This is a genomic window from Bradyrhizobium genosp. P, assembly GCF_049949265.1.
Classification (GTDB): Bacteria; Pseudomonadota; Alphaproteobacteria; order Rhizobiales; family Xanthobacteraceae; genus Bradyrhizobium.
The window spans coordinates 1,881,394-1,906,589 of record NZ_CP188195.1 but is presented as its reverse complement, the minus strand read 5'-3'; the positions used below and the strand labels follow the sequence as shown (position 1 = coordinate 1,906,589).

The window sequence follows — 25,196 nt, the reverse complement described above, 5'->3', positions numbered from 1 at the left end:
GTGCACTAGACCTGTAGTCCGAAGCGCCGCATGTACTGCTTCGCCTGGGGATCGATTGCGTCGGTGTCCCAATCATGATGCCAGCTCTCGACAACGGTCGTCTGAGTCACGCCGTCCACGCGGGACACGGCGTCGATGACCGACTGCTTCAGCATGGAAACGCCGGGACACGCCAGGCACGGAATTCCCAGTTCGATCTCGACGTGTCCGTCGTCGGAAACGCGGACTTCGTGCAGCATGCCCATCCGCTCAATGCTGACCGGAATATGCGGGTCATTGACCGAGCTCAGGGCCTGCCTGATGGCGGTCTCCGTTACCAAAGCTCGCCTCCCCAGATTTCGGACTGGATGCGGCTCAGCCCGGGAATCTTGAGGGGACCGCCTTTCTTCCACTGGGCCAGTTTTTCCTTCCAGGTCACTTTCCGGTAGTCCCACTTTCCTGTCTCTTCGTTCAGGAGGATGGGGAGCTCGTAGTCGAACACGTAGATTCCCTTTGCACGGTCGAAGTGCGCCGGAACTTTGAGGCCTACCTGTTCGCAGAACGGGACCACGCGGGACAACCAGATCTGCCGGAGTTGGTCGTTGCTGCTTCCACGAATACGATAATGAAGTTGGTCCATGCGGGATTTCACGTCGTCGGTGGCGCCAAACCATTCGGCGCCGAGCGGAAACCAGAAGTCCAATGCTTCCTGCACGCGTTGTCGGATCTCGGGCCCTCGCTGCATGTAGAGGCGCACACAGTATTCACCGCGCTTGACATGGAACTGCTCTTCAAAGTTCACCTTTCGCAACGAACGGCTGTAGGGTCCAAAGGAGCAGTTTTCCTCGAGATCGCATGTCGTGATGTAGCCGGCCTGGTCACCGATCAGATGTGACATCGCCATGTGGATCGGATCCTTGATCCCCCACTCCAGCATGTAGAATGTCTTGAACTTGGCAGGATCCCGCTCGAATACCTGTTCGTACGAATCGAAGCCGAACTCTTCGAGCATCCGGAACATCACTTGCGCGTGTCCCATTTCGTCCTGCAGCGCCGATGCGACGGCGATCCGATCCCCAATTGACGGCGCAAACTGCATCGCGTCCAAATCGAGCGGCAAGGTCATCACTTCCAGGTCGGCGGCGATGAGCATCGTCTGGATGAGGACTTCGCGGTAGCGCGGCGTCATCTCGCTTTCATCTTCGAGATTGCCTCCGCCCTTGACACGGGTCTGGAGCGCAAGCTCGTTCATTTCATCGACCGGCAAAACTTCGGCCAGCATCGTCATTTGATATTCCTTTTGTTACGATGGCGAGGTGAGAACCTCAGGCGTCGTTCTTGGAAAGACGGTGCTTGAGAACTTCCAGCACGGACGGACCATCGACCGCTTCGGTGAAGGGAGCTTGAAGAACGCTTCCCGACAGGCCGGACAAGATCATCGCTTGAAGCGTATGGATCAGTTGGTCGACCTGGAACCGCAGATTCTGCCTGAGGCATTCGAGCATGATGCCGTCGTTTGTCGCGATCAGAAGGCGCGCCAGGTTCTTGCTGCTCAGGTCCGAGCGGAAGACCCCGGAGGCCTGGCCAAGATCCAGGACACGCTCTACTTCCAGTGCGACCCGGTCGTAGCCGGCCCTGACGCGCTTTTCCGCGTCAGAATTCGTGCCTGCCTGCTCGATCGAGACGACTATCGGGAGAAGCATCGCTCCGGGGCGCTCAGCGGCTATGCGACCGGAATACTTCAAGAAGGCGGTGATGCGGTCGGCCGGAGACAAGCTCTCGTCACGCAGCCGCTGCACGTAAGGCACGAGAACGTCGGCTCGTACCCGGTTCAGCAGTTCGAGAAGGACGCCTTCTTTCGTCTTGAAATAGAAATAAACGGTGCCTTTGGTGAGGCCGGCGAGCTCGCCGATCCGTTCGGTTGTCGTGCCTACGTAGCCGCGGGTGACGAAGAGAAATTCGGCCGCGGACAGGACGGCCTCGATGCTTTTCTCGCGATGTTCGACGTTCGTAAGTGTCTGTTGCTTTTTTCTCATGCCGGCGAAACTAGCCGCCGCTGGCCGAAGCCGTCGAGACAAATCAAACTGCGCCAACCCCGGTTTATCAACAGGTTCGGTTGCTCCGTCAGGAATCACGGACGGGGCAACCGAAGGCAAGAGCTTGACGCGAGGCGATGTCAGCACAGCCGACTTTCCTATTGACTTAAGAACGTGAAAAATAACATACTTACTAGTCAGAATATGTCAAGTGAAACCGAAGCGAGATCATTTTTATTCTAGAAAACAATGACTTCGTAGAGACGTCCGGTCCTCAGGAAGGTCCTACTGGACCGAATTTCCGCAACCAGAGGGGAAAAAAAGATCGTGAAAAGGCAGATCGAATTCTATTTCGACTTCGGAAGTCCCTACAGCTACCTCGCGCATTCCCAGTTGGACGGGATCGCGAAGTCGTCGGACGCCAACGTAGTCTACATGCCGACCAGTATCTTCGAACTCATGAAGGCGACCGGAAATACTCCGACCAGCCTCGAATGCGCGAACAAGAAGAAATATGTTCGAGCCGACGTCGAAAGATGGGTTCAGGCTTATCAGTTGCCTTGGCGGCGTAACGAGCACTTCCGCACGATCGACCTGAAGTTTCTTCTGCGGGCGGCGGTCGCCGCCATCAAGCTGGACGTTGGGCCCCCGTTTGTCTCGAAGACCTTCGACGGATTGTTTGCGCAATCGCTGAACTTGGGCGACGCCGCCATTCTCAGGGAATACCTGGAGAACGCCGGGCTTCCGGGACGGCAGATCGTCGATCTGGCCGGCGCGGATGCAACCGTTCAGGACCTGGACCACCGAACTCGCCTGGCGGCGGAAAAGGGACTGTTCGGCGTTCCATCCTTTGTCGTCGGCTCCGAAGTGTTCTTCGGAAACGACCGCCTGGATTTCGTCGCCGCGGCGGCAACATCGAACGTACAGGCTTGAGCATGTCAAAACCGGTATGTCTCATCACAGGCGTAGGCCCCGGAACGGGAAGCGCTCTTGCCCGACGATTTTCCGAAGGTGGTTATCACGTCGCGCTCCTCGCTCGATCCGAGAAGCGGACGGTGGGCCTGAAGGCGGAGCTGCCCGACGCGTCGGCTCACGTTTGTGACGTCACAAACGAGAGCCAGGTGAACGAAACGGTTGCGACCGTGATGCGGGAGTTCGGCGCTCCCACGGTCGCCATCCACAACGCTGTAGGAGGTACGTTCGGGGATTTCCTGGCGGTCGACCCCGTAGCCTTGGAAACGAACTTTCGGGTGAACACGATGGGGCTGATGTACGTAGCCCGCGCGGTGGCGCCTTCGATGATCGGTGCCGGGAAAGGCGCGATAGTTGCGACTGGAAATACCTCCGCATTTCGGGGCGTGGCGAATTACGCGGCTTTCGCTCCGTCCAAAGCCTCTCAGCGGGTTCTCGCCGAATCGATGGCGCGTTTTCTCGGTCCGAAGGGCATCCACGTCGCTTATCTGATGGTCGATGCCGTCATCAACGTGCCCTGGGCGCGTAAGCACTTCGCCGACAAGCCGGACGAGTTCTTTGCAGAACCCACCGCCATAGCCGAAGAAATATGGCACGTGGCCCACCAGGCTCGGTCGGCTTGGTCATTCAATGTGGAGCTGCGCCCGTTCGCAGAGAAGTGGTAGCCATAGTCCAATTACGCTCAGAGATCCTTCGATTCCGCCGTTTAAGGTGGTTGCGGGGGCAATTTAGCTACGTAAGCTCGATTCGTCACTCTTGAATGGAGTGAAACGGTGGATTTGAATGGGCGTCTCCTTGGGAAAGGCGTTGCGGGCCATGCTCCCGGAAGTCCGGGCGTTCGGTCATCACATCGCAATAGACGGCAACGCCGCATAACGCGGTCACTTTAAAATGGAGATTCTTGACGGCAGTTGAACACCGTCCCCAGCGGGACATCGGCGATGGAAGTGATCGCCATCATTTAGAAGCCGTTGGAAGCGAGGTCAGCCGTCGCGACGGCCCATGACGAGGATGAACTTTTTAGACGTTACGAGGCCTTATAGGCCGAACTGCGGTCGATCTCCTTCAAAAGCGCATAGATGCCGCTCATTACCAGTTCGATTGTCCGTCGAGCGCCTGCGTCATATGCCGGATCGACGCCCCCGATTTGAAAGCAAATCTCGAAATTCTTACGTTTCTTTTGAAGGCATCGGTCACGCGCTTCCAACGGAAGAGATGCGACGCTGAACGCGACCTCTTCGACGATGGATCGTAAGGCCTCCTTGGCTCCGGAAACGTCAAGTTCTATCATTTCAGCTGGCGTTCGCGGAGCCATTGGCCAATAAGCCGCTTTTATACGCCGGGCGCAAAGTCACGCGGCGAATATACGGCAGGGCGTCTTCGCAGACATTCACCCCATAATCGATCGCCCAAACAAGGCATGTCGTCAGCAAAATATCGGCGCTCGTAAATTGATCGCCCATCAAATATTGCCTTTGATCTTGCAATGATACCAGGACATGTTTGAAACGCGCGACTATAGTGGGACAACAATCAGGATATCGACATTTCTCGAATCAAGGACGATAACCCGCTCCCTGAACTTCAGGATGCCGTTTTCAACCTGAACCACATCGAGATATTTTCCCGTGGCAAACAATTCCATCCGCCCGGTCTCCATGATGCGGACGATCTGAAAGTTTGATCGCGCCGAAACGCTACCGGCGCCCTTGTCCTGCGACATGATGGGGCGCCCGATGATGTGATTGTACTTATGCGGCTCAAAGATATTCGCTGTATGGAATGCCTTGACCCGATCGGTCATCATTCCGCGACCGACGCAGCGCATGATACCTATCGGCAACTCCGCATCATGATTTTCCTGTGTCGTGATATGGTAGATGCCATCATTGGTGAAGAACTCCGGCCATAGATCAATCTTGCCGTCGTCCAGGGCATAGGCGTACGACGTAATCAAGTCGGCGATCTTGCTGTACTGGTCGCCGGTTGCCTGCGCGACAGGCCTTTCGATGACGTTTTGCATGGCGACCTCTCAAAATCCCATAATGCTGCGATAGCCGTGCCAGAAACCTCTGACGGCGGTTTCGGTCGCACGAGAATTCTTTTCGGACTCGGCTGTACGGCCTCCCATTTCCATGAACGATGCACATTGTGGATCGTTGCGGGTCCCGCGCTGAACGAACTCGTTGATGCAACCATCTTCCAGCGAGACCAGACCAGCCGCTCCCGTCAAATTGCTCTGCATGACGCGCATCTGCGATTGCTCCTCGGTGTCACGCTCGTAACCCAGGTAGATCCAGAACAACTCAGTCTTGTCCACGCCCCGCGGCGCAAAGAAGCGAATGGCCAATGAATTCAGGGTGAACTGAATGCACATATTGGGGAACACAGTCTGGATGCTGTGCGTAATACCGTCATCGAACTCGTCCCAGGCCTCCAGCAGACCGGGTCCCTCAAGAGCCGAGTCGTAGTTGGCGGAGTGAACCTTAGCCTCGGAATATTCGGCCGCTTCCTGCATCTTCGCGCGACGCGCAAAACTAAGGTGATGCCATTTGTCGTCAGACAGGATGATGCCGCCATCCATGTCCAACCGATTCACCTTGAAGGTCGTATAGAACGTATGCAGCAGGGTCGCATGATATGAGTCCCGCAGGTTTTCGGCATAGAGCTTCCAGTTATTGTGAATCATCTGGCTATGCGTGCCGAGAACGCGCAGCGGCCGGCCAAGATTTCTCTTGATGAACTGCGCCATTTCGGGGCCGAGATACGATTCGACATCCGCCGCCTCTTCGGAGAACGTCCCGAAGATCATGCCGCAGAAGCTCTCCGTCCGAACCGGCTGAAGCCGATGCTTGCTGACGTCAAAGTCGCTGGGCATACCGCCCTGACCGCGAACGCCGTTGCGGAACGCCACCCCCTTCAGTTGGCCATCGAGCTCATAATTCCAAGCATGATAGACACAAGAAAGACTGGGCACATTGTCCTTCTTCTTAAGGCAAACGAGCGCGCCTTTGTGAGCGCACCGGTTGACCATGGCGTGAACTTTTCCGTCCCTGTCCCTGGTGATGATGACCGGCGTCTCTCCAACTGTCGTCGTCCGGTAGTCTCCGGCGTTTGAAATTTCGACATCCAGGCAAAGAAAATTCCAGGATCGACCTCGGAATATCCGCTCTTGCTCTAACTGGTAGATCTCTGGATCGGTAAACAGGCGGTACGGGGCGCGCGCGATGCCCTCAGCAGGCCACTCGAAATCGATTGCTGTTTTGGAAGAGGCCGTGCTGGAGTTGACAGTATTCAACATATCTCAAGTTCTCCCTACGTCGCCGATTTCGAGGCGCTCTAGGAAGATTACCGAGCGCAGCGGCAGCTCAGCCAATAATGATTTGGGTTAAATAAATAAGTAATTCATATTATGGCCACTAGTGGTTCATCACAGTGATTTTGACGTTTTGATACCGAGCCATTCGAGGATCGGCAAGTTTTCGGGTGGCAGGAGAATCTCGATGCTTCGGGGAACGCCGGGCTGACGGCGAATGAAACCGTTTCGTTCGAGGGTGACGATCATTTGGTGGACTGACGGCGGGCTGACGCGGAAATGGCGCTGAATGTCGGCTTCGGCGGGCGGCTGTCCGAACATGTACGAATAGGTATGGATGAAAGCGAGGTAGTGACCCTGCTTCTCGGTTAAGCGCGCGCCTGATTTTTGACTCATGGATCGATTCGTCCCGGCCTCCGACAAGGAGGCAAAGCATGAATGTACGTTATCGGGTCGAATTGAGCCAAGCCGAGCGCGACGAACTGACGGCGATGCTCGGCGGCGGCAAGCACGCCGCCCGCAAGCTCAAGCGGGCGCAGATTTTGCTGGCGGCCGATAGGGGCCGCAGCGACGAGGAGATTGCCCGGACCGTGAGTGTCAGCCTTTCCACCGTCAGCCGGACCAAGCGCCGCTTCGTGGAAGGCAATCTGGAGCGGGCCTTGAGTGAGGAGCCGCGTCCGGGCGCAGAGCGCAAGCTGACCGGAAAGGAGGAGGCCCTGCTGGTGGCGACGGCATGCGCCAAGCCGCCTGCCGGCCGCAAACGCTGGACGCTGACGCTGCTGGCCGACACGATGGTCAAGCTCACCGATCACGACAGCCTGTCGGGCGAGACCGTGCGTCGCCGGCTGGCCGAGAACGACCTCAAACCATGGCGCAGGGACATGTGGTGCATTCCCCATGTCGACGGCGAATACGTCGCCCGCATGGAGGACGTGCTCGATCTCTACGCCGAGACGCCGGATCCCGCCCGGCCGCTGGTCTGCTTCGACGAGACCCCCGTCCAGCTGATCGGCGAGGTGCGCCAGCCGGTTCCGGCCCAACCGGGACAGCGCGAGCGCTACGATTACGAGTATCGCCGCAACGGCACCGTCAATCTCTTCGTCACCTTCGATCCGTATCGGGGCTGGCGCAACGTCAAGCTCACCGACCGCCGCGCCGCCGTGGACTACGCCCACTGCATGCGTGAGCTCGTCGACGTCCATTATCCCGACGCCGCCTGCATCCGTGTCGTGCAGGACAATTTGTCGATCCATAAGCCTGGGGCGCTGTATGAGGCCTTCGCGCCCGCCGAGGCCCGACGCATCCTGTGCCGCCTCGAATTCCACTACACCCCGAAGCACGCCAGTTGGCTCAACATGGTTGAGTGCGAGATCAGCGTGCTTCAGCGCCAGTGTCTCGGCCGCCGCATCGACGACCCCAAAAGGCTCCGAAATGAGATCACAGCATGGCAACGGCGGCGAAATAAAACCCGAGCCCGAATCAAATGGATGTTCACAACCGACAAAGCCCGCGCCAAACTCGGCCGCGCCTATCCAGCCACCGCCAAAGAGTCAAAATCACTGTGGTAGACCACTAGCGGGTGTTAGGGCGAACCGACCGTCGGATTTGCTCAACAAAAGCCGCGACGGCCGGTGCCCGCTCGGACTTTCGATATATCATCGCCAGTTCGGATTGCTGATTGATCTTTGCCAGCGGGCGGTAGGCTACGTCCGCAATTTTCAGATGCCGCATCGAATCCGGAACAAACGCTACCCCCAAGCCGCCAGCAACCAGCCCCGCAAGGGCCGTGAACTGGCCCGCACGCTGGGTTATCTGCGGCGTCAGACCAACCGTGGCGCAAATCTGAGCGACCTGTGCGTTGAAGCCACTACCCTCTTGAATTTGCACGGCGACGAATGGCTCGGACTTCAGTGCCTGCAGCGTCACGGTCCTCAATCGTGCCAAGCGATGTCGACCTGGTATCGCTAAGATGATCGGCTCGCTATGCAACGACAGCATCGCCACATCTGGTGGTAGCGATTTCACCGGCAGCCGAAGAATGCCAAGATCAAGTCTCCCACTCCCCACGTCGTCGAGTTGCTGGACGATTCCGATCTCATTCAGGCGGAATTCAACTAGCGGATTGTCTTCGCGAAACCGCGAAATGGCCTTTGACAACACGCCTGAAAAGATCGCCGATCCCACATACCCAATTTCGATATGTCCCAGTTCGCCCCTACCAGCCTGCCTCGCGACTAGCGCCGTTTTCTCCGCCTGCTGAAGCGTCCTGATGGCCTCGATTAATGTCACCCGGCCCGCAACTGTCAGCTTGACTGACCTCTTGGTTCGGTGAAAAAGTTGGACGCCAAGTTCTCGCTCCAGCGCTTGTATCTGCTGCGTCAGCGCGGGCTGAGCTATTCCAAGCCGCTCAGCGGCCCGTCCGAAGTGAAGCTCTTCTGCCAGGATGGACATATACTTCAAGCGTCGAAATTCCATCGCTGTCCCCCTGGTCCGTTTGAACAAGCATTTCCGAATCTCGCTGTAGCAATTCGATTAATTAGCTCTTACGAGCCACACAGCGTTTATATCGATACTGCAATTGCAGCAACCTAGATAAGCTTGGCTTATTTATTCTCTTGGCCAGCTTATTGGAGCCTTGAGGAAAGGCCGTCCTATAGTGTCCTCCGATCACTGCGGCAGCAGTCCGCAAAATAAGATCAGGGATGAATCACTGGAGGACCGATGAAAGTCTTAAGCAGCTACAAGATTGCTTTGCTCTTGCTTCTTGCAGCGTCTCAGTCCTTGAGCTTTATCGATCGAGTTAATCTTTCCGTCGTCCTGCCCGAACTTATCAAGGAGCATTCCTACTCGCCCAGCTCGGCTGGCCTTCTGATGTCGCTTCTGAACTTCTTCTATGTGGGCGCTATCATTTTCGCCGGACCGCTGACTGATCGCATCGGTGCGACCCGAACATTTCCAATCGCCGTTGCCGGCTGGTCCCTTGCCACAGCTCTTTGCGGACTAACCGCGCAATTCTGGCCTTTGGCTGCGCTTCGCGCGTTGGTGGGGATTGGCGAATCACCCAACATTCCAGCGGGCTCTCAAGTCATCAAGCACAACTTCAACAAAACCGAGCGCGGCTTCGCGGTTAGCGCACAGTTTTCTGGCACCAAGATTGGCTTGGCTGTTGGAATTCCGCTTTCCTCGCTTTTGCTGGCCGAATTTGGACGTCCGTGGGTATTCGTGGCCACGGGATTGCTCGGTGCGTTGTGGGTTATCGCTTGGCTGCTGATCTACAAAAGGCCGCACGAAGAAGCGACCACACACGCGGTCCGCGCTCAATCCAACATTCGATGGTCGTCACTGCTGAAGGTCCGGTCGGTTTGGGGAATGGTGCTGGGCCAAGCCGGCTATCTCTACGTCTACTACGTCTTCGCATCGTGGCTTCCGGGCTATCTCGCATTGAAGCACAATCTGCCGATTTTGAGCACTGGCTTTCTAGCGATGCTGCCGTTTGTTTCAGGCATCGCGTTCACGATCTTCGGCGGCTGGGCAAGCGATCGCTTGATAGCAAAGGGTTACACCGTATCGCGTATCCGAAAAATTTTCGCTGTAGGCGGCATTTTCGGCGCAACCATTTTCACGGTAGTCGTAGCGCTGTCGAACGAAACATGGCTTGCCGTCGTAGCAATGACGTTAGCTGTCTCGATGATTAGCTTGACGACTGCTTCTGCCAATGCGATGCCGATCGATGTGGCCCCTCCACATCTCGTTTCTTCCTGCGCATCCATCCAAAATGTAGGCGGCAACCTCGGCGGCGCGCTTGCGCCGCTTATCACCGGCTTGCTGATTTCTCAGACCGGCGGTTTTACGGTTCCATTACTGTTCACCGCCCTCGTGGGTATTGTTTTGGGATGCGGCGGCTTCGGCCTGGTGGTAAAGAACCTCGACCGCGAGATCGGAAACTCGGATGTCGCATTTGCCCCAGAAATCTCGTCGCCTGCTGAGGGCGTGAATGCCGGCCTTGAGGTTGCCCCAGCAAAATAGTGAGGCCGACGGTCTTTCGGCTGGATGCCTCGACCTCTTGAAGACCCGCCGCACGTCCCTGACAAAAGAGCGCGCGAATCACATCCTGAAGGAGGCTGCACCCGGCCTCCTTCTAAAGCCCGCTTCCCAATTTTGCGTTGGTGTCCGTTAATAAAGGCACGCTGGCTCACCAGATCCAAACATTCCCAAACAGTCCGTGATATGCGACCGTGCCGTCCGACCAACGAGCCTCCGTAAGACCGCCCCGCCCGCGTCGTCGGCGCCATCCTTCGAACTTGGAGCCCGCGCTGGCTTTGTTTTTGCCGAGTTCGAAAGGGTCTTGAAGCCGGCCTCGGCGCCTGAAGGGTCTGGTGGGCGTCCGCTCGCGCTGCCAAAGTTTCAGCCGGTCAAGCTGCTTTTCCATCACCCTTTTTACGACGCGGCGGGTGCCATCCTCGGACAGGTATCTCGCAGCGAACGGATCGATGCCCGCTTTCTTAAGCGGACCGTCAACATCGTGGACCGGAATTGCGGAAGCGACGCAGCCGCATTCGATCGAGTCACCGTGATGCGCCCGGTCTTTCCTGCGAGCATCTAATGGCCGACTCGGAGTGCCTGTGCGGTTTACTCAGCCGGAGTTGTTTCAAATGCTGTTCCGGCGGTTAGCACAGGCCAGGGATTCGAAATCGGAGGAGCTCACGCTTTTCCACCTGTTCCCAGCCTATAGTCCGACGGAATCGATACGGACGGGTTCGTTAAACGATGAGAAGACGTCCCTAACGAACAGCGCGAAATCTGCCGCCTTTGCGCTCCGATGAGCTGTATGGTTCTTCCTGTGGTCAGATGGGGCGCCATACCTGCCGTCTAGCCTCGTGCGCGCGCTGCAGGTCTGAAAGCGAATCTCCGTCGGCGTAAGAGCCTGGCGCGGAAGCGAGGGCCGGCGTTGTCCTCGCCTGTGTCGATTTCATGGCGGGCCCTTCTGATTTGGAATTTGCGGCTTCGCGCCTCGGGCGGGGAGGAAGGCGCGCTCAGAGCGCGGGAGCCGATGCGCGGTAGCGCGCAGCTGGCTTCCCTGCCGCAAAATGGGATCCGAGGGCGCGGCGAGCGGCTTCGTAGGCCTGCCAGGCGGCTTCGTCGTCGATCGTCGGCGCAGTGACGACTTCGCCACGGTCGAGGCCCATGAGGGCGGCTTCGACGAGATCTTCCGGCTCCATGATCCTCTCGGGCGGAACAACGCTCGCGGGCACGCTCCCGCGCGCCCACATGTCCGTGTTTGTCGGCCCGGGCAGCACGGCCTGGAAACGGACCCCGGAGTCCTTCGCCTTGCTGGCGAGGCCCAGGGTGAGATTGAGAAGATACATCTTCGAACCGCTATAGGCGCCGTCGAACATTTCGGGAGCGAAGGCGGCCACCGAGCTGATATTGACGATAGCGCCGCCGCCGCGGGCGATGAAGGCTTTCGCCGCCGCTTGCGCCAGCAGCGTCGGCGCCGTCACGTTGAGCGCGATCTGGCGCGCAACGGCGTCCGCATCGTTTGCAAGCAGGCCGCCATCCAAGGTCGCGCCTGCGTTGTTGATGAGGACGGAAATCGCAGGATCGCTCCGAAGGCGTTCGGCCAGCGCCGACGTGTCGGCCGCGGTCGAAAGATCCGCGACCACGACCTCGGCCTCCCGGGAAGTCGCCGCTCGGATTTCCGCGGCGTTCTCGCGCAGCCGGTCCCGGTTGCGCGCGACGAGCACCACGTCGTGGCCGCGCTCGGCGAGCTTGCGGGCGTAAACCGCCCCGATTCCCTGCGAAGCTCCGGTAACGACTGCGAGTCCCTTATCTTTGCGAGCGCTCATATGGTCAGGCCTCCTTCACCAGATAACCGACTTGCTTTTTGCAAGTGATCATCTCGGCTGCATATAGCGGCGGAACTTGCTTTTTGCAAGCAAATAATCTAATTGGGCCGCGCTCGGGAGGCGGTCGGGCTTCGGGCTCGGATCGTGGGCGCTCGTTGCGGGATTGAATGGAAAGCGGATGAAACAACGGACCCACAGCCGATGCCCGATCTGCTTCGCGCTCGATGTCTTCGGCGACCGATGGACCCTCCTGATCCTGCGTGACATGCTGATCGGAGGGAAACGGAAGTACCGGGATTTCCTCAATTCCGGCGAAGGGATCGCAACCAACGTTCTAGCGGACCGGCTCAAGGCGATGGTCGAGGCGGGGCTGATTACCCGCGCCGATGATCCGAACAATGGCGCGCAAACCCTTTATTCGCCGACCCCAAAGGGCGAGGCGCTCCGCTTAGTCCTGAACGCCCTAGCCGTCTGGTCGCTCGAGTGGGGGCCTGAGGGATTGACCCTACCGAAAGTGTCAATGACCACCGAAACGGGACCCCAGATTTGCACCGAATAGGGACCCCTTTTGGGGGAAGCGGCGCCACGGCAACGCTCCACCCCGGCGAAGCTGGCGGGTTGCGCAGCCGGGGAGAGCGCGGGTCGGTGAGGCGGCGTGGTGGCGGCGCCCTGCGATAGAGTGCCGAGGCCATTGCCATTCAGTCCCGATAGCGCTCGTTACTGAAGCCTGACGCCAAAACGCCGCGCAATTCGTCGGCCAGCGTGTTGAGTCGGTCGGTCGCGCGAGCGACGATAACAAAGGTTGAGGCCCCATGCCGCGAGGCGGCGGGCGTAGACGGCGCCAATGCCGCTCGGACGCGCCAGTAATGGGTGCGGTGGTCCTAGGTAATTTCCTTATTGAGCCCCGGCGGTTCGATCTACTGCTGGCCATTCTCCGTCCAACCGGCGTGTCAGCCGCGCGCCTTCAAATGAAGCATCGGATGATGCTCATAATGACCGGTGCCGTTCTTTACGACGGGGTCTTCCGAGGTGAGAGCTGCGATGTCCTGATCATCGGGAATCTGATAGAGCGAGACGCCATAACCGCCGCTTGGATCCATCACGGGGCCGTGCGCGACGATCAGCCCCTTGTCGAGCAGATCGTCCAGAAAGGCCCCGTGCTGATTCATCCAATCTTTCTCATCGGCGGTCATCGTTGCCAGAAAGTCCTCGCGCGGCGGAATGTACTTGCAAAGGTAGTATTTCATTTTCTGCTCCTGATTTGGCGGGCATACACGCCTGTCTGGCGGTCCGATGTTTGTGAGAAGTGGCGAGCCAATGTGATGACATGATGACCGTCATCTGAATTGATGTGCACCCTTTCACGACCACATCCGAAATAGAAAAATTCCCGAGTATGTAGGGATTCCGGATCGGGTGTGAGAAACGATCTTTTTTTTGCACAAACCTAAGTTGTGCGTGGTGCTGAGCGTGAAGCAAATCATGATGTCGGCCGATGTAAACTCGCTGCCGAAAAGATAATCCGCCATGCGTGTCCGCGCTCCCAGCACGTCGAAGGCGCGGTCCGACCCGCGCCTTGGTAGAACTCCGCCCGATCGGCCCGGAACGCTTCTTAAGCAGCCAGCCTTTCCGCAGGAGCGACGTCAAAGCCGACTCGCGGGAAGCGTAGGTTCACCTTCCCGACTGAAGGGTCTTCGTGCCGGACGACGATTTCATCGGGCGTCCAGGCGAGAATGCTTCCGTATACCGCGTTGCCATAGTCGTCGGGAGTTACGCTGACCCAGTCGCCGCGACGGAGCCCAACGTTTTGCGCCTCGGAGGACCATTGGCTCGGCTCACTCGGTGTATTCGCCGTTGCAACTTCGATGGCCTGGTCGGGCGTCATTTCCGAGGCATTGCCGTGCCCTATGGCGGCAACACCTTCGAACCATCGGTCAATCACGCCTGCGAAGGATATCAGCTCGTTGACCTCGCTACCGCCATTCTGTCGTGCAAACCATATGGGATGGTAAGCCGACAAGTCTGCCGCGGAAGGCTGTTCCCCGAAGACGAACTTGCGACCGTCGGCCAGAACCTCAGCGAGCCAGGCAATGTGTGCGTTGACCCTTTGCAGATACAACGCGCGCTTGGGCCGCAATACCTCGGGATCGAGGTTGACCCGGAATAGCGGGCGTCGTTCGTCGATAAGTTCTTGCGGGAGTCCGGGCATGTTGCCGATCGTGAGACAGACGGCGTTCATGAAGGAGCCCTTCTCGATCCACCAGCCCAAGGCCTTTGCGAGACCTTCCTGTCCTTTGGGATAGAGCGAGCCTAAAGAGCCCAGTTCTTCGATGGCTCGAAGAATGTGCAGGGTATCGCAGTAGAACTCTGCCCCGACTTGAAGGATCGGAGTTCGCCGGTAGCCTCCCGTCATCGGGGTCAGTTTGGGCCGCGGCGTCCAAACCGGAATTTCGACCGAGTTCCAGCTCACGCCTTTGAGGCCGAGGGCAAGGCGTATCTTTTCCGAGTAAGGCGAGAGTGGGTAGTGATGCAGGATAACCTGTGACATGTGTTTTCCTCCTCATGTTGTCTGCCGGACGCGTCGTTCCAGCGAACGGTTCAGGTCCGCGCGCTCTGCCGATAGAGCTCGTTCGCGGCACTTCGCAAGAACGGGGCTCGGGATCACCCGAACCCACGGGAGCTGAGTCGCTACCACCGCCGAAACCGGAGGACCGCCGATGGTAGAGAGCTTACGCGGTAGAAACCGGCGCCCGCCTACTTTCGCAGCACCGGCATGTCGAAGCCGAGGAATTCGAAGACCACATCGGCATTGACCCACCGTGCAATGGGGTTGCCGTCATTGGATCTTTGGTCGCGCCGATCGTTACTATTTCTTCGGCGCCTGCATGTCGAAGCCGAGGAATTCGAACGGCGTATCGCCATTGACCCAGCCGTGCCACGTATGCGGCTGGAACAGAATGACGTCATCGGGCTTGTAGGTGATATCGCCGTACTTTTTGCCATCCTTGTCGTTCAGGGTCATCTTGCCAGTGCCGCTGATGACGTAGAGAACGTATGTCTGTTCCGCTGCTCCCTCGTGAAGCGCGATCAAGCCGTTGGCGTCGACGTGCCCGCGCATCACATTGATGCCTTTGCTGATATCGATGCTGTTAGGCGGCACTTGATAGAGTGCCGCATAATTGAAACCCTTGTTCGGTATGCCGCCAATGTCCGGTATCGGCGCGAGCTTTCCAGGCTCCTTCCTGACCGCAATCGCTCTGCCGCTGAGGTCGACTTCAATGCTCGTCAGATCGCCTGCAAACGCCGGAGCAGCAACTGCGAGTGCCACCATCGCACCCAATCCATAGATTAGACCGCGCATTCTTCCCTCCCTGTGTTGCTATGTTTGCTTTGAATTACAGATCGAATGTTGTTCTGGGCCGTTCCGAGAGCGGCGACCCGCCAGTGGTATTCGGCGAGCTTTTTGCTTAGCCGCCCGTGCGCGCGTCGAGGAAAAGCTGGGTGAACGGCTTTGCCAGAACGGGATCCAGCTTCGGTACGATCGCCTTGATATCCGGCGTGACCATGTGCGCATCGAGAGCAGCCTTGTCCTTCCAGCGCTCGAACGTCAGAAAGCGACCCGGCTCGGCGATGACCTCCATCAGCGTGTAGACCAGACAACCGGGCTCCTTGGCGGATTTTTCGGCGAACGGCACCAACAGGGCGCGAAGATCGTCAGCCTTGTCCTTCTTGGACACAATTTCGGCGATCACGAAGTAGCCGCTTTGTCCCGCAGCCATAGCGGACGAAGCAGCAAGCACAGTAACCGCTACACCTCCTACGGCGGCGGCGGTAACGAATGCACGGCGATCCATGTCTGACATGATGTTCCCTCTCCTTTTGGTTGTTTTCGTGTGAACGCCAGCCCCCGAAAGCCAACCGGCGACGCCCCTTCCAAACGGTCGTTGACAGTTATAGAAGACACTATTAACTTGCACACGATGTAATATGAGTCAATGATATGCGACGCAATGCAACAGGAAAAACTCCGGAGGGACGCAGGTGCACCTCCCCTGTGAGCGTACCGGCACTCGATAGCCACCTTTGCTTTGCACTCTACGCCGCCGGCAACCACATGACGCGGCTGTTCGTGCCGTTCCTTCAGAAGCTCGGCGTGACCTACCCTCAATATCTGGTTCTGGTCGTGCTTTGGGAGCGCGGTTCGCAAGGCGTGGGAGATCTTGCCACGCTGCTCCATATGGATTTCGGGACCCTTTCGCCGATGCTCAAGCGCATCGAAGGCAAAGGACTGATCAGGCGACGCCGACTTCCCACCGATGAACGACGCGTGGTTGTCGATTTAACGCCCAAGGGGGTTTCGCTTCGCCAGCGGACCGAACAGATGCTGGGCGAGTTCTACTGCTATCTGAACATGCCGTTGGACGAACTCTCCGATCTGCGGGATCGGCTTCATCACTTCGTCAACTCAGCGGGACCCAGAGAGCTCCTGAGCGCTCCCCGCAAGAATCTCAAGTTAGCTTCCTGAGCGAGCTCGACGACTTCAGGACACGAAGGTGTGCGTTCGTAGAAACAAAAATAGTTCCACACGAAGATGGAGTGACATGACCGGATAGGCGGACGGTCATGTCAGCGGGGTGAAACCGCTTTTCGGAGGAAACATGACTACCTTAAATATCAACGGGCGGAATATGTCCGTCGAGGCGGCCAATGATACGCCGCTGCTCTGGGTCATCCGCGAACAATTGCAGATGACCGGCACGAAATTCGGCTGCGGCGCCGGCCTGTGTGGCGCCTGCACGGTTCACGTCAACGGCGAGGCCGTCCGATCCTGCCAGACCGCGCTCAGCGATGTCGCCGGCAAGAAGATCACCACCATCGAAGGCCTGAGCGCCAAGGGTGATCATCCCTTGCAGAAGGCATGGATCGCCGAGCAGGTGCCGCAATGCGGCTACTGCCAGTCCGGGCAGATCATGCAGGCGGCTGCGCTGCTCTCGAAGAACTCCGATCCGAGCAAGGAACAAGTCATGGCGCACATGGACGGCAATCTCTGCCGCTGCATGACCTATTCGCGCATCCAGAAGGCGATCATGCGTGCGGCTTCCGAAATGCGCACCGCGTCCGCCGCCACCGAGCGGAGGGCAACATGAATACGCACGTGAAAATCAGCACCGATACGAGGACCCCCGCGCCCGTCGATCTCAGCCGCCGCTCGTTCCTGGTCGGCAGCGCCGCCGCCGGCCTTGCGCTCGGCTATTCCGCGGTCCCCGGCCTCGTTGGCGCCGACAGCGCGCTTGCCGCACCGGGCCATTTCGATCCCAGCGTCTGGTATTCGATCGGGCCGGACGGGCTGGTGACGGTGAGCTGCGGCAAGGCCGACATGGGCCAGCACATTGCGTCCACCATGGCGCAGATCATTGCCGAAGAACTCGGCTCGAACTGGAAGGACATGCGGGTCCAGCTCGCCTCCAACGATCCGAAGTTTAACGATCCCGTCCTCGGCGCCCAACTCACCGGCGGAAGCTGGAGCACCACGATGAACTACGATGCGATGAGCCGCGCCGGTGCCGCGGGGCGGATCGCGTTGACCGAAGCCGCCGCCGTCTCGATGGGCGTGCCGGCCGGCGAACTGGTGGTGCGGGATTCCGTGATCTCGCATCCGAAGTCGAAGAAGTCGATGACGTTCGCCGAGGTCGTCAAGAGTGGCAAGGCGACCAAGACCTTCACGCCCGACGAGCTCAAGGCGATCAAGCTCAAGACGCCAGACCAGTACACCATGATTGGCGTCTCGGTGCCGCAGCTCGACATTCCATCCAAGACCAACGGCACGGCCAAATACGGCATCGACGTGATGTTGCCGGGCATGACGTACGGCGCAATCATCACGCCGCCGGTGCGCTACGGCGCGACGGTGAAATCGGTCGACGACAGCGCGGCCAAGAAGGTGCCGGGCTTCATCAAGACGGTGACGCTCGACGATAAGACGGCGACCACGACCGGCTGGGTGGTGGCGGTGGCCGACACCTACCCCAAAGCCCGCAAGGCGGCGGATGCGCTGAAGATCCAGTATGACGGCGGCCCGAACGCCAAACTGTCGAGCGATTCGCTATTGACGGAAGCCAGACGCCTGCAGGCGCTGGGCGATTCCGGGCTGTTCTTTGTCAAGGATGGTGATACGGCGGCCGCGTTCGCCACGGCGGCCAAGGTGATGGAGGCGGAATACACCACCAGCATCAACATCCATTGTCCGCTGGAGCCGATGAACGCCACAGCTCAGCTCCAGGGCGAGATCTGGCACATCTATTCCGGCAACCAGTTCGCGACGCGCTCCGGCGCGCTCGCGGCGGGCGCTGCCGGGGTCGATCCCAAATATGTCGTGATGCATCAGATGTGGCTGGGCGGAGGCTTCGGCCGCCGTCTCGACGCCGACATGATGGTGCCGGCAGTGCAGGCGGCGAAGGCGGTCGGTAAGCCGGTCAAGGTGATCTACACGCGCGAAAACGACATGACGATGGACTTCTCGCGTCCGTTGACGATGCAGAAGGTCAAGGCCGGTCTTGATGCCGACGGCAAGCTGATCGCGCTGAACCATGACGTCGTCAGCGCGTGGCCGACCAAGCGCTGGGGAATCCCGGATTTCCTCACCCCCTCGGTCGACAAGAAGGGCGGTCTCGACGGCTTTGCCGTGAATGGCGCCGACTTCTTCTACAGCGTGCCCAATCACAATGTCCGCGCCATCCTCAACGAGATGGCGCACAACGCCACCCCCTCGGGGCAGTTGCGGTCGGTGGCGCCGGGTTGGACCTTCTGGGCGGTCGAAAGCATGGTCGACGAACTGGCGCATGCGGTCGGCAAGGACCCGGCCCAGTACCGCATCGACATGCTCGACGGCAAAGGCAAGAACGACGGCGGTGCGCAACGCCTGCGCAACACTCTGCTCGCCGCGATGGGCATGTCGGGTTACGGCACCAAGGCTCTGACCAAGGGCGAGGGTATGGGCGTGGCCTGCGTCTCGTCGCAGGAGCGGGCGACCGCAAGCTGGACCGCTTGCGTGGCCCACGTTGCGGTCGACAGCTCCGGCGAAGTCAAGGTCAAGAAGCTGACGGTGGCGACCGATGTCGGCACCCAGGTGCATCCCGACAATATCCGTGCCCAGGTCGAGGGCGCGGCGCTGTGGGGATTGTCGCTTGCGCTTTACGAGAAGGCGACGCTGAAGGATGGCGGCATCGAGCAGACCAACTTCGACACCTACACGCCTTTGCGGATGAGCCAGGTGCCGGAAGTCGCCATCAGCGTCATCGCCAACGGCGAAAAGGCCACCGGCGTCGGCGAACCGGCCGTGACCGTCATCGCGCCGGCGCTCGGCAACGCCATCTTCAACGCATGTGGCGCCCGTATCCGTGCATTGCCGATTACGGCCGAAGCCGTGAAAGCCGCGATGAAGGCGTAAAGTAGGTTGCAACCCGCAATCTTGGATGATCCGCCGGAGGGCCCACTCCGGCGGTTTTCTTCTATACGGCTTGCGGAGTCCCATAAGCTAACGGTAAGATTCACCTCAACCAATGCGTACAGCGGACGCTTTCTCGCAGGCGCCAAGGATAACCGTAGCATCGTCCTCTGAGACCCCGTCTGACAGTCTTCAGGAAAGTTCAAGACATGCCACGTGACCTAAAAAGAAGAAGCCTGCATGGCCAAAGCGTTGTCGCTCCCGTGGACATGCCCGCACTCGACAGCCATCTTTGCTTCGCGCTTTATTCCGCCGGTAATCACATGACGCGTTTGTTCGTGCCTTTCCTGAACAAGCTCGGCTTGACCTACCCCCAGTATCTGGTTCTCGTCGTGCTCTGGGAACGTGGCCCGCAAGGGGTGGGCGAGCTTGCTTCATTGCTGCATATGGACTTTGGCACCCTTTCGCCGATGCTCAAACGGCTTGAGAGCAAAGGATTTGTTACCCGACGGCGACAGACCGCCGACGAACGGCGCGTGCTTGTCGATCTGACCCCGAAGGGGGTTTCGCTTCGGAAGCGGACCGAACAGATGTTGGGCGAGTTCTACTGCTTCCTGAACATGCCGTTGGACGAACTCTCCGATCTGCGGGATCGCCTTCAACATTTCGTAAATTGCGCGGGTCCCAAGGAGCTGAAGGCTACCGTTGTCAAGCTGCCCGCGCGAGGCTCCTGACTCGTCGTCCGATGCGTCCCGCCACAGATTGCGTCTTCCGTCACGCTGGATTTGCTTCAATACATGAACAGAGCCCCGGGTTTGCCCCGGCGGCTCTGCGTGCTCGATTACTTGCGCCTGTCGTTCATGCGGTCGCCAGGCGAATATTCGGACGCACCATTCGACTGTCCTACCGAAACAGATGCCGATCGACGATTTCATGACCAAGAACGGGACCACCCCTATCATCCGGACGCCGTATCTGATTTTTCCCGGTTCGTCAGCGTTCAGGGTCGGCCACGCGCGTCGCGCTTCGTTCACCTTCGCGGTCATGTCGTTCGTCTGGATCAAGCTCCAATCACCGCCCGGTGGAGTTTGGTCGGGATGGTGAGCGGGCTGTCGAGCGGTTTCTCCGCCCGTTGCCAGAAGCTTGAGGCGTCCATTACAGGTCCTCTCGCAACCCCTTGAAGAACGGGTGGCGGACCTTTCCCTCCGCCGACTTGGCGCGGTACTCGATTTCGGCGAGCAGCTTCGGCTCGACCCAGATGCCCTTGTGCGCGATCCGCTTCGCGTAGGGCTGCGTCTTGCGGATCAGCGGCTTCAGCCGCTTCTGCAAATCGGCTGCCGAAACCTTGTCGAAGCGGAGGCCGCCTGCGCCGATACGCCGGGCGGCGGATCCAGGCGGGCGATCTCGAAGGCGCGTTCCCGGGCATGCGGATCGGCGCGGTCCTGCATCCAGCCGTGCGTCTCGCATTCGCGGATGGCGCCGGCTTCGTTGAGCGCCGAGATCGCCCATCCGCGCAGCGACCGGATCGCGGGCCTTCTTTCCTTCATCATCAGCATCGCGAGCGCTCCTGCTCGGGGCGAATCCTTGCACCCGCCAATTCGTTCCGGGCTGCTAACACAGAGCTGGGATCCGCGATCGTAGGGGCCGCGGCTTTTCCACGTGTTCCGCCGTCTTGTGTAAAGCTTCCTACGCCGCCGCCTTGTCTTCCTTGTCGGCGCCGCGCATCACGATCCTCAGCGCGTCGTCCGGCAGCGGCCGCTGCAGCGCCTTGGCCTTGTCCCACGGCGCGCGCATCCAGACCTCGCGCTCTTCCTCCGTGGCCAGGATCACGGGCATGGCCTTCGAATGGATCGGCTCGACGACTGCGTTCGGCGATGTCGTGAGAAAACCGTAGACCAGATGAGGGCCGGGAATAGGCTTCGACTTCGTGCCGCGGTCGCCCCTGAACTCGGTCCAAATGCCCGGTACTATGGCGCAAACGCCACCGGCATTAGGAAGGCGAGCAGCACAGCGCTAAAGAGGGCAACGGCAAGACAGATGCGCGCGGGGACTGAATACGGGGCGGGATGGGGCTGTTCGATCATGACGCTTCCCCCTGTGATGCAGGGAAGTTTGCGCTCGGATTTGATAGAACGCGAGTGTTATTTGGCGCGGATGAGATTCCAAAGGCACCGATAAAGCGTCTAGGCCGTGAGGAAGCCTAGGAATGCAAAAATATAAGCAGCGCAATCCCGACCAGGCACGTAAGCCAGGCGAACCACATAGCCATAACCCAATCAGATTGCCGTCTCAGGTGCCGAGAGTTCATGAAGCTCTCTCCGCGTTGAATTGAATCAATGTAAAGTAATAAATCCTAGCATAAGCGCTTGATTCGCTTAGGAGATAATTACTCCGTTAGCGGGTGCGCAAGTGCCGGATTATTAAATCTCCTCCAACACCACCTGTTCAAGCTCTAACGCTGCAACGCACGCAAGAAAGAAGATCGCCGTAAACGATCCTCGTTTCAGCTTCATGGTGATCCCGGCCTCGGTTTCCTCTTTAAGGCCGTGTTTCTTCAGCCGCTTCACCAGTTCGGCATAGGTGACATCGGCCTTCTTCATTTCAGACTTCAGGAAAGCGCTGGCGCGCTGCCCCCATTCACGCCAATGCGTCGCGAGCAATCTTGCCAGATGCAATATTGGATATAACGGCGATACTCGATTGAGCGGTGCGGCAGGACGTCTGTCGCGGCCATCATCGCAGGAAACGATATGATAGTTTGTCTCGACAACCTCGACGTCGTGCGGCTTTAGCAAGAGCCGACGCTTGGTCATTGCCATTTCATCGGGCTCTGGGGTCACGAGTTCATGGTCTTGCGATAGTCGAGCCACCCGCAGCTGTCTTGTCGCCAATCATCGCCGTTAGAACGAATTCACAATGAACCTGCCCAACCGTGACCCCAGCCTACTGCTGATTTGCTTCACGGTGCCAATGGCTTTAAGCGCCAGGGGTGGACCGTGCTCCGCAATCAGCAGGGCCCAGGCTCCGCGATCGGGAGTTCCGGCGGTCATTTCTGTGCGTGTTCACTAATTCGCTGATTGAGTTGTCTCGGCTTTGGTTAGTGCGAAGTCCTTTGGTGTCTGTCCGCCGAGAGGGCCTGATGTGGCCTGTGGTTGTTGTACAACGACGTTTGAGAACGCCCACAGGACCGTTCTTCGCGAGGTTCTTTATCGGCATCATCCCTGGTTTGGTCGCCGAGTTTGCGTTCATGGGGCGGTCGACAAGGCGGACGATGTCGTTTTTCGCTGCACCCTGGACGGATCGCAAGCAGACCGTTGGCTGGAAGTTCCAGCATGGATGTTCGACCGGACGGCCTGCCCTGACGCCGAGCTTCTGACAGCTCAGCCGTTTGTTAGCATCGATGCACTTGCGGCGCTCGCTGCGCTTCTCGATCTGGCGTTGAAGGATCGAACGCCATCAGCTGCCCCGCTTTCTGGCGCATCCAGAGGCTCTCACGACCAGAATCGGGGAGCGGCTCATGTCACGCGAGACGGCAATGCCAGGGAGCGGATACCGACACAATCGACAACCGCGGTCGCAGCAGCAGATGGATCTGTTCGGGAGCGGCCTGCCGAACGGCGCCCTCGGCGCGCCGGCTCAGGCTCGGCATTGCCATCGAACGCATCAAGCCCGGCCATCCGCAGCAAAACGGCCGCCATGAGCGCATGCACCTCACGCTCAAGAAGGAAGCCACCCGGCCGCCAGGCTTCAACAGCCTGCAGCAGCAAGATCGCTTCGATGCCTTCCTTCGCGAGTTCAATACCGAACGGCCCCATGAGGCGCTCGACATGAAGTGCCCCGCCGAGCTCTACACCGCCGCCTCGCGTCGTTATGACGGGCTGCCGGAGCTGACCTATCCGTTCCACGACCGCGATGTGCTCGTCACCGCCTGCGGACGGCTCTGTCTGCACCGCAAGAGGATCAACATCTCAACCGTCCTGGCTGGGCAAAAGCTCGGCATCAAGGAAGTCGACGACGCCATTTGGCTCGTCAGCTTCATGCACTATGATTTGGGGTACTTCGACCTGGAGCAGAAAACCTTGCAACCACTCGACAACCCGTTCGGCACGAGGTTGTCACCTATGTCTTAGGTACAATCTGTCACCCATGTATCCGGGCCGGACAGTGATACCGGTGACGGAGAGGGTGGGATTCGAACCCCCGATAGGCGTCTTAAATACTAGCTGCTTCCTGGCCGTAGAAACCAACCAAGCGCAAATGAAAACTAGTTTGGGACGGTCAACTGAGGCTCTCCAATGATAATGATCCGAGCTCCCACGGATGGGCGCGCGTGGCGAACAAGACTTTCTAGGTCCCCATGCCAGTGCGGAGCATAGACAAGCACTGTTTCGAAGAGACCGGCCGCGACCAAGACATTGCGCAGGAATTCTTGGCGCTGTCTCATGAAAGACGCGGCAGTGCCTCCCGTTTCCGAGCCATCCAATACGACCATTGGCGGCTTACCTAGAATTTGAAGGACGAGCGAAGGTTTGGTCTGCAAATCGAAGTATCGGAGATCGCCGATCACGTCGTCGAAACGGTTAACTGATATCCCCTCAAGATCGAAGTGCTTTGCTTCAAGAGTATCAATGGCTTTAACCGCCAAGATACGATCCGTGAATTCCCGCGGATCTACATGCTTTACATTGGCCCGGCGTTTGGCGGCTTTCCTCGTTTTTTCTAACTCTTCCGCGAGTTGATCTATGGTGAGCCGACCGGCCCAAACTTGGTCTAAAAGCTCTCGCCGACGCGACGGTTCGTGCGCGGCGATACGCGCGATGTTTTCGACCGAACCCAATGGCAGGCGACCGCCGGGGGGTAGATCGGTGATGCCTTCCGCCTCCAGGAACTGCGCCGCCGCGATCATGCGCCGCAAGCTATTGTCGGATAGTTCGGTTTTCTTCGACAACTTCGCGATGTACTTAGCGCGCTCTCCCCTGCCCAACGCCATATAGGGTTGCACGTGGGGTCGGATATAGGCGAGCCAGTTCGGAAGCTTGGGTTTGCCGACCATTATCTTTTCAGGATGGGAGGAGAATCAATAAGCCACAATGCCTAAGATCACTTTTGCTTGCAATAGGCCGGAGGCCGCGTATAGTGGAGTTAGCTAACGCGGTTCTATCGCACGCACGACGATCATAGATCGCGGGGCCGCAAGAGAGAAGATGACGGGCGACTGCATGAACAGCGGGGATTACGAACGGGCCGTTGTAACCAGCGTTACCATCGGAGTAACAGGGGGCTTGATGGGCTTTGCTTCGGATTCCCATTCCATTCGCTCGACGACCAGCGCACAGGCCATCGCCACCATGGCGAAGCGCATCGATAGCGAATGTGTCCACGACGGGTCTCGTGGAAAGTTCGTGGAAATCATCTTTTCGCAGACCGGGCGCCAAACGCCTAAGTCTTTGAAGAAGATGGTGGGCGCGACAGGGATCGAACCTGTGACCCCTACCATGTCAAGGTAGTGCTCTCCCGCTGAGCTACGCGCCCGAATTGTCGTATTGGGTCGGGTCCCTATAACGGACCCCGGCGGGGCAGGCAAGGACGCAAAGTCCGGAAAA

Annotated in this window: 27 protein-coding genes, 1 tRNA gene and 3 pseudogenes; 11 read left to right on the top strand and 20 right to left on the bottom strand. The window is 58.7% G+C overall.

The annotated features are described in order from the left end of the window. Positions 1-5 precede the first annotated feature (5 nt). The 3 genes from ACP2YO_RS09370 to ACP2YO_RS09360 are packed head-to-tail and all read right to left on the bottom strand — an operon-like array spanning position 6 to position 2,162. The gene (locus ACP2YO_RS09370; RefSeq protein ID WP_426440608.1) at positions 6-320 is read right to left on the bottom strand and encodes a metal-sulfur cluster assembly factor; all 315 of its coding nucleotides are present in this window, start codon (positions 318-320) and stop codon (positions 6-8) included. Continuing rightward, positions 314-1,267, bottom strand: a complete 954-nt coding sequence (locus tag ACP2YO_RS09365) for a 1,2-phenylacetyl-CoA epoxidase subunit PaaC (RefSeq protein ID WP_426440607.1) — start codon at positions 1,265-1,267, stop codon at positions 314-316. The genes ACP2YO_RS09370 and ACP2YO_RS09365 overlap by 7 nt, the downstream gene beginning before the upstream one ends. A gap of 37 nt (positions 1,268-1,304) precedes the next feature. Next, a complete protein-coding gene (locus ACP2YO_RS09360; protein ID WP_426440606.1) occupies positions 1,305-2,162 on the bottom strand; it encodes a TetR/AcrR family transcriptional regulator in 858 nt (285 codons plus the stop codon). Positions 2,163-2,408: 246 nt separating this feature from the next. Between ACP2YO_RS09360 and ACP2YO_RS09355 the strand changes: the two genes are divergently transcribed. Further along, on the top strand, positions 2,409-2,948 hold the full coding sequence (locus ACP2YO_RS09355; protein ID WP_426440605.1) for a 2-hydroxychromene-2-carboxylate isomerase: 540 nt from the start codon (positions 2,409-2,411) through the stop codon (positions 2,946-2,948). Between the two features lie 2 nt (positions 2,949-2,950). Further along, positions 2,951-3,652 carry an SDR family NAD(P)-dependent oxidoreductase gene (locus ACP2YO_RS09350; protein WP_426440604.1) on the top strand — a complete coding sequence of 234 codons (702 nt, stop codon included), beginning with the start codon at positions 2,951-2,953 and terminating at the stop codon, positions 3,650-3,652. 362 nt (positions 3,653-4,014) lie between these two features. Here the strand turns inward: ACP2YO_RS09350 and ACP2YO_RS09345 are convergent, their stop codons facing one another. From ACP2YO_RS09345 to ACP2YO_RS09325, 5 genes are all read right to left on the bottom strand, one after another. Continuing rightward, positions 4,015-4,278 (bottom strand): hypothetical protein, encoded by a 264-nt coding sequence (locus tag ACP2YO_RS09345; protein ID WP_426440603.1) that lies wholly within the window; start codon positions 4,276-4,278, stop codon positions 4,015-4,017. Position 4,279: 1 nt separating this feature from the next. Further along, positions 4,280-4,450, bottom strand: a complete 171-nt coding sequence (locus ACP2YO_RS09340; RefSeq protein WP_426440602.1) for a hypothetical protein — start codon at positions 4,448-4,450, stop codon at positions 4,280-4,282. Between the two features lie 53 nt (positions 4,451-4,503). Continuing rightward, entirely contained in the window at positions 4,504-5,010 is a 507-nt protein-coding gene (locus tag ACP2YO_RS09335; protein WP_426440601.1) for an aromatic-ring-hydroxylating dioxygenase subunit beta, read from the bottom strand. Positions 5,011-5,019: 9 nt separating this feature from the next. Beyond that, the gene (locus ACP2YO_RS09330; protein ID WP_426440600.1) at positions 5,020-6,288 is read right to left on the bottom strand and encodes an aromatic ring-hydroxylating oxygenase subunit alpha; all 1,269 of its coding nucleotides are present in this window, start codon (positions 6,286-6,288) and stop codon (positions 5,020-5,022) included. A gap of 129 nt (positions 6,289-6,417) precedes the next feature. Continuing rightward, complete coding sequence (locus ACP2YO_RS09325; RefSeq protein WP_283039996.1) at positions 6,418-6,699, bottom strand: LexA family protein; 282 nt, start codon at positions 6,697-6,699, stop codon at positions 6,418-6,420. A 38-nt stretch (positions 6,700-6,737) separates the two neighbouring features. Here ACP2YO_RS09325 and ACP2YO_RS09320 point away from each other — a divergent pair, with 38 nt between their 5' ends. Further along, complete coding sequence (locus tag ACP2YO_RS09320) at positions 6,738-7,871, top strand: IS630 family transposase (RefSeq protein WP_426434275.1); 1,134 nt, start codon at positions 6,738-6,740, stop codon at positions 7,869-7,871. A 4-nt stretch (positions 7,872-7,875) separates the two neighbouring features. Here the strand turns inward: ACP2YO_RS09320 and ACP2YO_RS09315 are convergent, their stop codons facing one another. After that, positions 7,876-8,778 (bottom strand): LysR substrate-binding domain-containing protein, encoded by a 903-nt coding sequence (locus tag ACP2YO_RS09315; protein WP_426440599.1) that lies wholly within the window; start codon positions 8,776-8,778, stop codon positions 7,876-7,878. A 246-nt stretch (positions 8,779-9,024) separates the two neighbouring features. Between ACP2YO_RS09315 and ACP2YO_RS09310 the strand changes: the two genes are divergently transcribed. After that, positions 9,025-10,329 (top strand): MFS transporter, encoded by a 1,305-nt coding sequence (locus ACP2YO_RS09310; protein ID WP_426440598.1) that lies wholly within the window; start codon positions 9,025-9,027, stop codon positions 10,327-10,329. A gap of 319 nt (positions 10,330-10,648) precedes the next feature. Then, complete coding sequence (locus ACP2YO_RS09305) at positions 10,649-10,906, top strand: hypothetical protein (protein WP_426440597.1); 258 nt, start codon at positions 10,649-10,651, stop codon at positions 10,904-10,906. 430 nt (positions 10,907-11,336) lie between these two features. Here ACP2YO_RS09305 and ACP2YO_RS09300 read toward each other — a convergent pair whose 3' ends face one another. Continuing rightward, positions 11,337-12,149, bottom strand: a complete 813-nt coding sequence (locus ACP2YO_RS09300; protein WP_426440596.1) for an SDR family NAD(P)-dependent oxidoreductase — start codon at positions 12,147-12,149, stop codon at positions 11,337-11,339. A gap of 178 nt (positions 12,150-12,327) precedes the next feature. Here ACP2YO_RS09300 and ACP2YO_RS09295 point away from each other — a divergent pair, with 178 nt between their 5' ends. Continuing rightward, the gene (locus tag ACP2YO_RS09295; RefSeq protein WP_426440595.1) at positions 12,328-12,708 is read left to right on the top strand and encodes a winged helix-turn-helix transcriptional regulator; all 381 of its coding nucleotides are present in this window, start codon (positions 12,328-12,330) and stop codon (positions 12,706-12,708) included. A gap of 391 nt (positions 12,709-13,099) precedes the next feature. Here ACP2YO_RS09295 and ACP2YO_RS09290 read toward each other — a convergent pair whose 3' ends face one another. From ACP2YO_RS09290 to ACP2YO_RS09275, 4 genes are all read right to left on the bottom strand, one after another. Next, positions 13,100-13,396, bottom strand: a complete 297-nt coding sequence (locus ACP2YO_RS09290; protein ID WP_426440594.1) for a YciI family protein — start codon at positions 13,394-13,396, stop codon at positions 13,100-13,102. Positions 13,397-13,761: 365 nt separating this feature from the next. Then, positions 13,762-14,697, bottom strand: coding sequence for a glutathione S-transferase family protein (locus ACP2YO_RS09285; RefSeq protein ID WP_426440593.1), 936 nt, complete (start codon positions 14,695-14,697; stop codon positions 13,762-13,764). Positions 14,698-15,015: 318 nt separating this feature from the next. Then, positions 15,016-15,510, bottom strand: coding sequence for a cupin domain-containing protein (locus ACP2YO_RS09280; protein WP_426440592.1), 495 nt, complete (start codon positions 15,508-15,510; stop codon positions 15,016-15,018). Positions 15,511-15,616: 106 nt separating this feature from the next. Then, on the bottom strand, positions 15,617-16,012 hold the full coding sequence (locus tag ACP2YO_RS09275; RefSeq protein ID WP_426440591.1) for a putative quinol monooxygenase: 396 nt from the start codon (positions 16,010-16,012) through the stop codon (positions 15,617-15,619). Positions 16,013-16,203: 191 nt separating this feature from the next. Here ACP2YO_RS09275 and ACP2YO_RS09270 point away from each other — a divergent pair, with 191 nt between their 5' ends. From ACP2YO_RS09270 to ACP2YO_RS09255, 4 genes are all read left to right on the top strand, one after another. Then, positions 16,204-16,674: a MarR family winged helix-turn-helix transcriptional regulator gene (locus tag ACP2YO_RS09270; RefSeq protein ID WP_426440590.1), complete on the top strand. Its 471-nt coding sequence runs from the start codon at positions 16,204-16,206 to the stop codon at positions 16,672-16,674. A gap of 133 nt (positions 16,675-16,807) precedes the next feature. Continuing rightward, on the top strand, positions 16,808-17,296 hold the full coding sequence (locus ACP2YO_RS09265) for a (2Fe-2S)-binding protein (protein ID WP_426440589.1): 489 nt from the start codon (positions 16,808-16,810) through the stop codon (positions 17,294-17,296). After that, positions 17,293-19,596 carry a molybdopterin cofactor-binding domain-containing protein gene (locus ACP2YO_RS09260; protein ID WP_426440588.1) on the top strand — a complete coding sequence of 768 codons (2,304 nt, stop codon included), beginning with the start codon at positions 17,293-17,295 and terminating at the stop codon, positions 19,594-19,596. Before ACP2YO_RS09265 ends, ACP2YO_RS09260 begins: the two co-directional genes overlap by 4 nt. 206 nt (positions 19,597-19,802) lie before the next feature. After that, complete coding sequence (locus ACP2YO_RS09255) at positions 19,803-20,327, top strand: MarR family winged helix-turn-helix transcriptional regulator (RefSeq protein ID WP_426440587.1); 525 nt, start codon at positions 19,803-19,805, stop codon at positions 20,325-20,327. Between the two features lie 421 nt (positions 20,328-20,748). Here the strand turns inward: ACP2YO_RS09255 and ACP2YO_RS09250 are convergent. From ACP2YO_RS09250 to ACP2YO_RS09235, 4 genes and pseudogenes are all read right to left on the bottom strand, one after another. Then, positions 20,749-20,946 (bottom strand): annotated as a pseudogene (locus tag ACP2YO_RS09250) (DNA ligase); the annotation flags it as partial. Further along, entirely contained in the window at positions 20,907-21,149 is a 243-nt protein-coding gene (locus ACP2YO_RS09245; RefSeq protein WP_426440586.1) for a hypothetical protein, read from the bottom strand. The pseudogene ACP2YO_RS09250 and the gene ACP2YO_RS09245, both read right to left, overlap by 40 nt. A 130-nt stretch (positions 21,150-21,279) precedes the next feature. Then, a pseudogene (locus tag ACP2YO_RS09240) lies at positions 21,280-21,555 on the bottom strand (SOS response-associated peptidase); the annotation flags it as partial. Between the two features lie 458 nt (positions 21,556-22,013). Next, positions 22,014-22,412: a DUF6471 domain-containing protein gene (locus tag ACP2YO_RS09235; protein ID WP_426440585.1), complete on the bottom strand. Its 399-nt coding sequence runs from the start codon at positions 22,410-22,412 to the stop codon at positions 22,014-22,016. Between the two features lie 816 nt (positions 22,413-23,228). Between ACP2YO_RS09235 and ACP2YO_RS09230 the strand changes: the two are divergent. Next, positions 23,229-23,723, top strand: a pseudogene (locus ACP2YO_RS09230) (integrase core domain-containing protein); the annotation flags it as partial. A 134-nt stretch (positions 23,724-23,857) separates the two neighbouring features. Here the strand turns inward: ACP2YO_RS09230 and ACP2YO_RS09225 are convergent. Continuing rightward, positions 23,858-24,646, bottom strand: a complete 789-nt coding sequence (locus ACP2YO_RS09225) for a hypothetical protein (protein WP_426440584.1) — start codon at positions 24,644-24,646, stop codon at positions 23,858-23,860. 404 nt (positions 24,647-25,050) lie between these two features. After that, positions 25,051-25,125: transfer RNA gene (locus ACP2YO_RS09220), tRNA-Val, on the bottom strand. Between the last annotated feature and the right edge of the window lie 71 nt (positions 25,126-25,196).

Excerpts from the sequence above, each read along its gene's own strand:
- ACP2YO_RS09290 (WP_426440594.1), bottom strand. The coding sequence starts at position 13,396 with ATGAAATACTACCTTTGCAAGTACATTCCGCCGCGCGAGGACTTTCTG.
- ACP2YO_RS09235 (WP_426440585.1), bottom strand. The coding sequence starts at position 22,412 with ATGGCAATGACCAAGCGTCGGCTCTTGCTAAAGCCGCACGACGTCGAG.
- ACP2YO_RS09280 (WP_426440592.1), bottom strand. The coding sequence starts at position 15,510 with ATGCGCGGTCTAATCTATGGATTGGGTGCGATGGTGGCACTCGCAGTT.
- ACP2YO_RS09315 (WP_426440599.1), bottom strand. The coding sequence starts at position 8,778 with ATGGAATTTCGACGCTTGAAGTATATGTCCATCCTGGCAGAAGAGCTT.
- ACP2YO_RS09285 (WP_426440593.1), bottom strand. The coding sequence starts at position 14,697 with ATGTCACAGGTTATCCTGCATCACTACCCACTCTCGCCTTACTCGGAA.
- ACP2YO_RS09325 (WP_283039996.1), bottom strand. The coding sequence starts at position 6,699 with ATGAGTCAAAAATCAGGCGCGCGCTTAACCGAGAAGCAGGGTCACTAC.
- ACP2YO_RS09345 (WP_426440603.1), bottom strand. The coding sequence starts at position 4,278 with ATGATAGAACTTGACGTTTCCGGAGCCAAGGAGGCCTTACGATCCATC.
- ACP2YO_RS09365 (WP_426440607.1), bottom strand. The coding sequence starts at position 1,267 with ATGACGATGCTGGCCGAAGTTTTGCCGGTCGATGAAATGAACGAGCTT.
- ACP2YO_RS09310 (WP_426440598.1), top strand. The coding sequence starts at position 9,025 with ATGAAAGTCTTAAGCAGCTACAAGATTGCTTTGCTCTTGCTTCTTGCA.
- ACP2YO_RS09320 (WP_426434275.1), top strand. The coding sequence starts at position 6,738 with ATGAATGTACGTTATCGGGTCGAATTGAGCCAAGCCGAGCGCGACGAA.
- ACP2YO_RS09335 (WP_426440601.1), bottom strand. The coding sequence starts at position 5,010 with ATGCAAAACGTCATCGAAAGGCCTGTCGCGCAGGCAACCGGCGACCAG.
- ACP2YO_RS09225 (WP_426440584.1), bottom strand. The coding sequence starts at position 24,646 with ATGGTCGGCAAACCCAAGCTTCCGAACTGGCTCGCCTATATCCGACCC.
- ACP2YO_RS09330 (WP_426440600.1), bottom strand. The coding sequence starts at position 6,288 with ATGTTGAATACTGTCAACTCCAGCACGGCCTCTTCCAAAACAGCAATC.
- ACP2YO_RS09255 (WP_426440587.1), top strand. The coding sequence starts at position 19,803 with ATGCCACGTGACCTAAAAAGAAGAAGCCTGCATGGCCAAAGCGTTGTC.
- ACP2YO_RS09340 (WP_426440602.1), bottom strand. The coding sequence starts at position 4,450 with ATGGGCGATCAATTTACGAGCGCCGATATTTTGCTGACGACATGCCTT.
- ACP2YO_RS09275 (WP_426440591.1), bottom strand. The coding sequence starts at position 16,012 with ATGTCAGACATGGATCGCCGTGCATTCGTTACCGCCGCCGCCGTAGGA.
- ACP2YO_RS09260 (WP_426440588.1), top strand. The coding sequence starts at position 17,293 with ATGAATACGCACGTGAAAATCAGCACCGATACGAGGACCCCCGCGCCC.
- ACP2YO_RS09300 (WP_426440596.1), bottom strand. The coding sequence starts at position 12,149 with ATGAGCGCTCGCAAAGATAAGGGACTCGCAGTCGTTACCGGAGCTTCG.
- ACP2YO_RS09350 (WP_426440604.1), top strand. The coding sequence starts at position 2,951 with ATGTCAAAACCGGTATGTCTCATCACAGGCGTAGGCCCCGGAACGGGA.
- ACP2YO_RS09295 (WP_426440595.1), top strand. The coding sequence starts at position 12,328 with ATGAAACAACGGACCCACAGCCGATGCCCGATCTGCTTCGCGCTCGAT.
- ACP2YO_RS09245 (WP_426440586.1), bottom strand. The coding sequence starts at position 21,149 with ATGCTGATGATGAAGGAAAGAAGGCCCGCGATCCGGTCGCTGCGCGGA.
- ACP2YO_RS09265 (WP_426440589.1), top strand. The coding sequence starts at position 16,808 with ATGACTACCTTAAATATCAACGGGCGGAATATGTCCGTCGAGGCGGCC.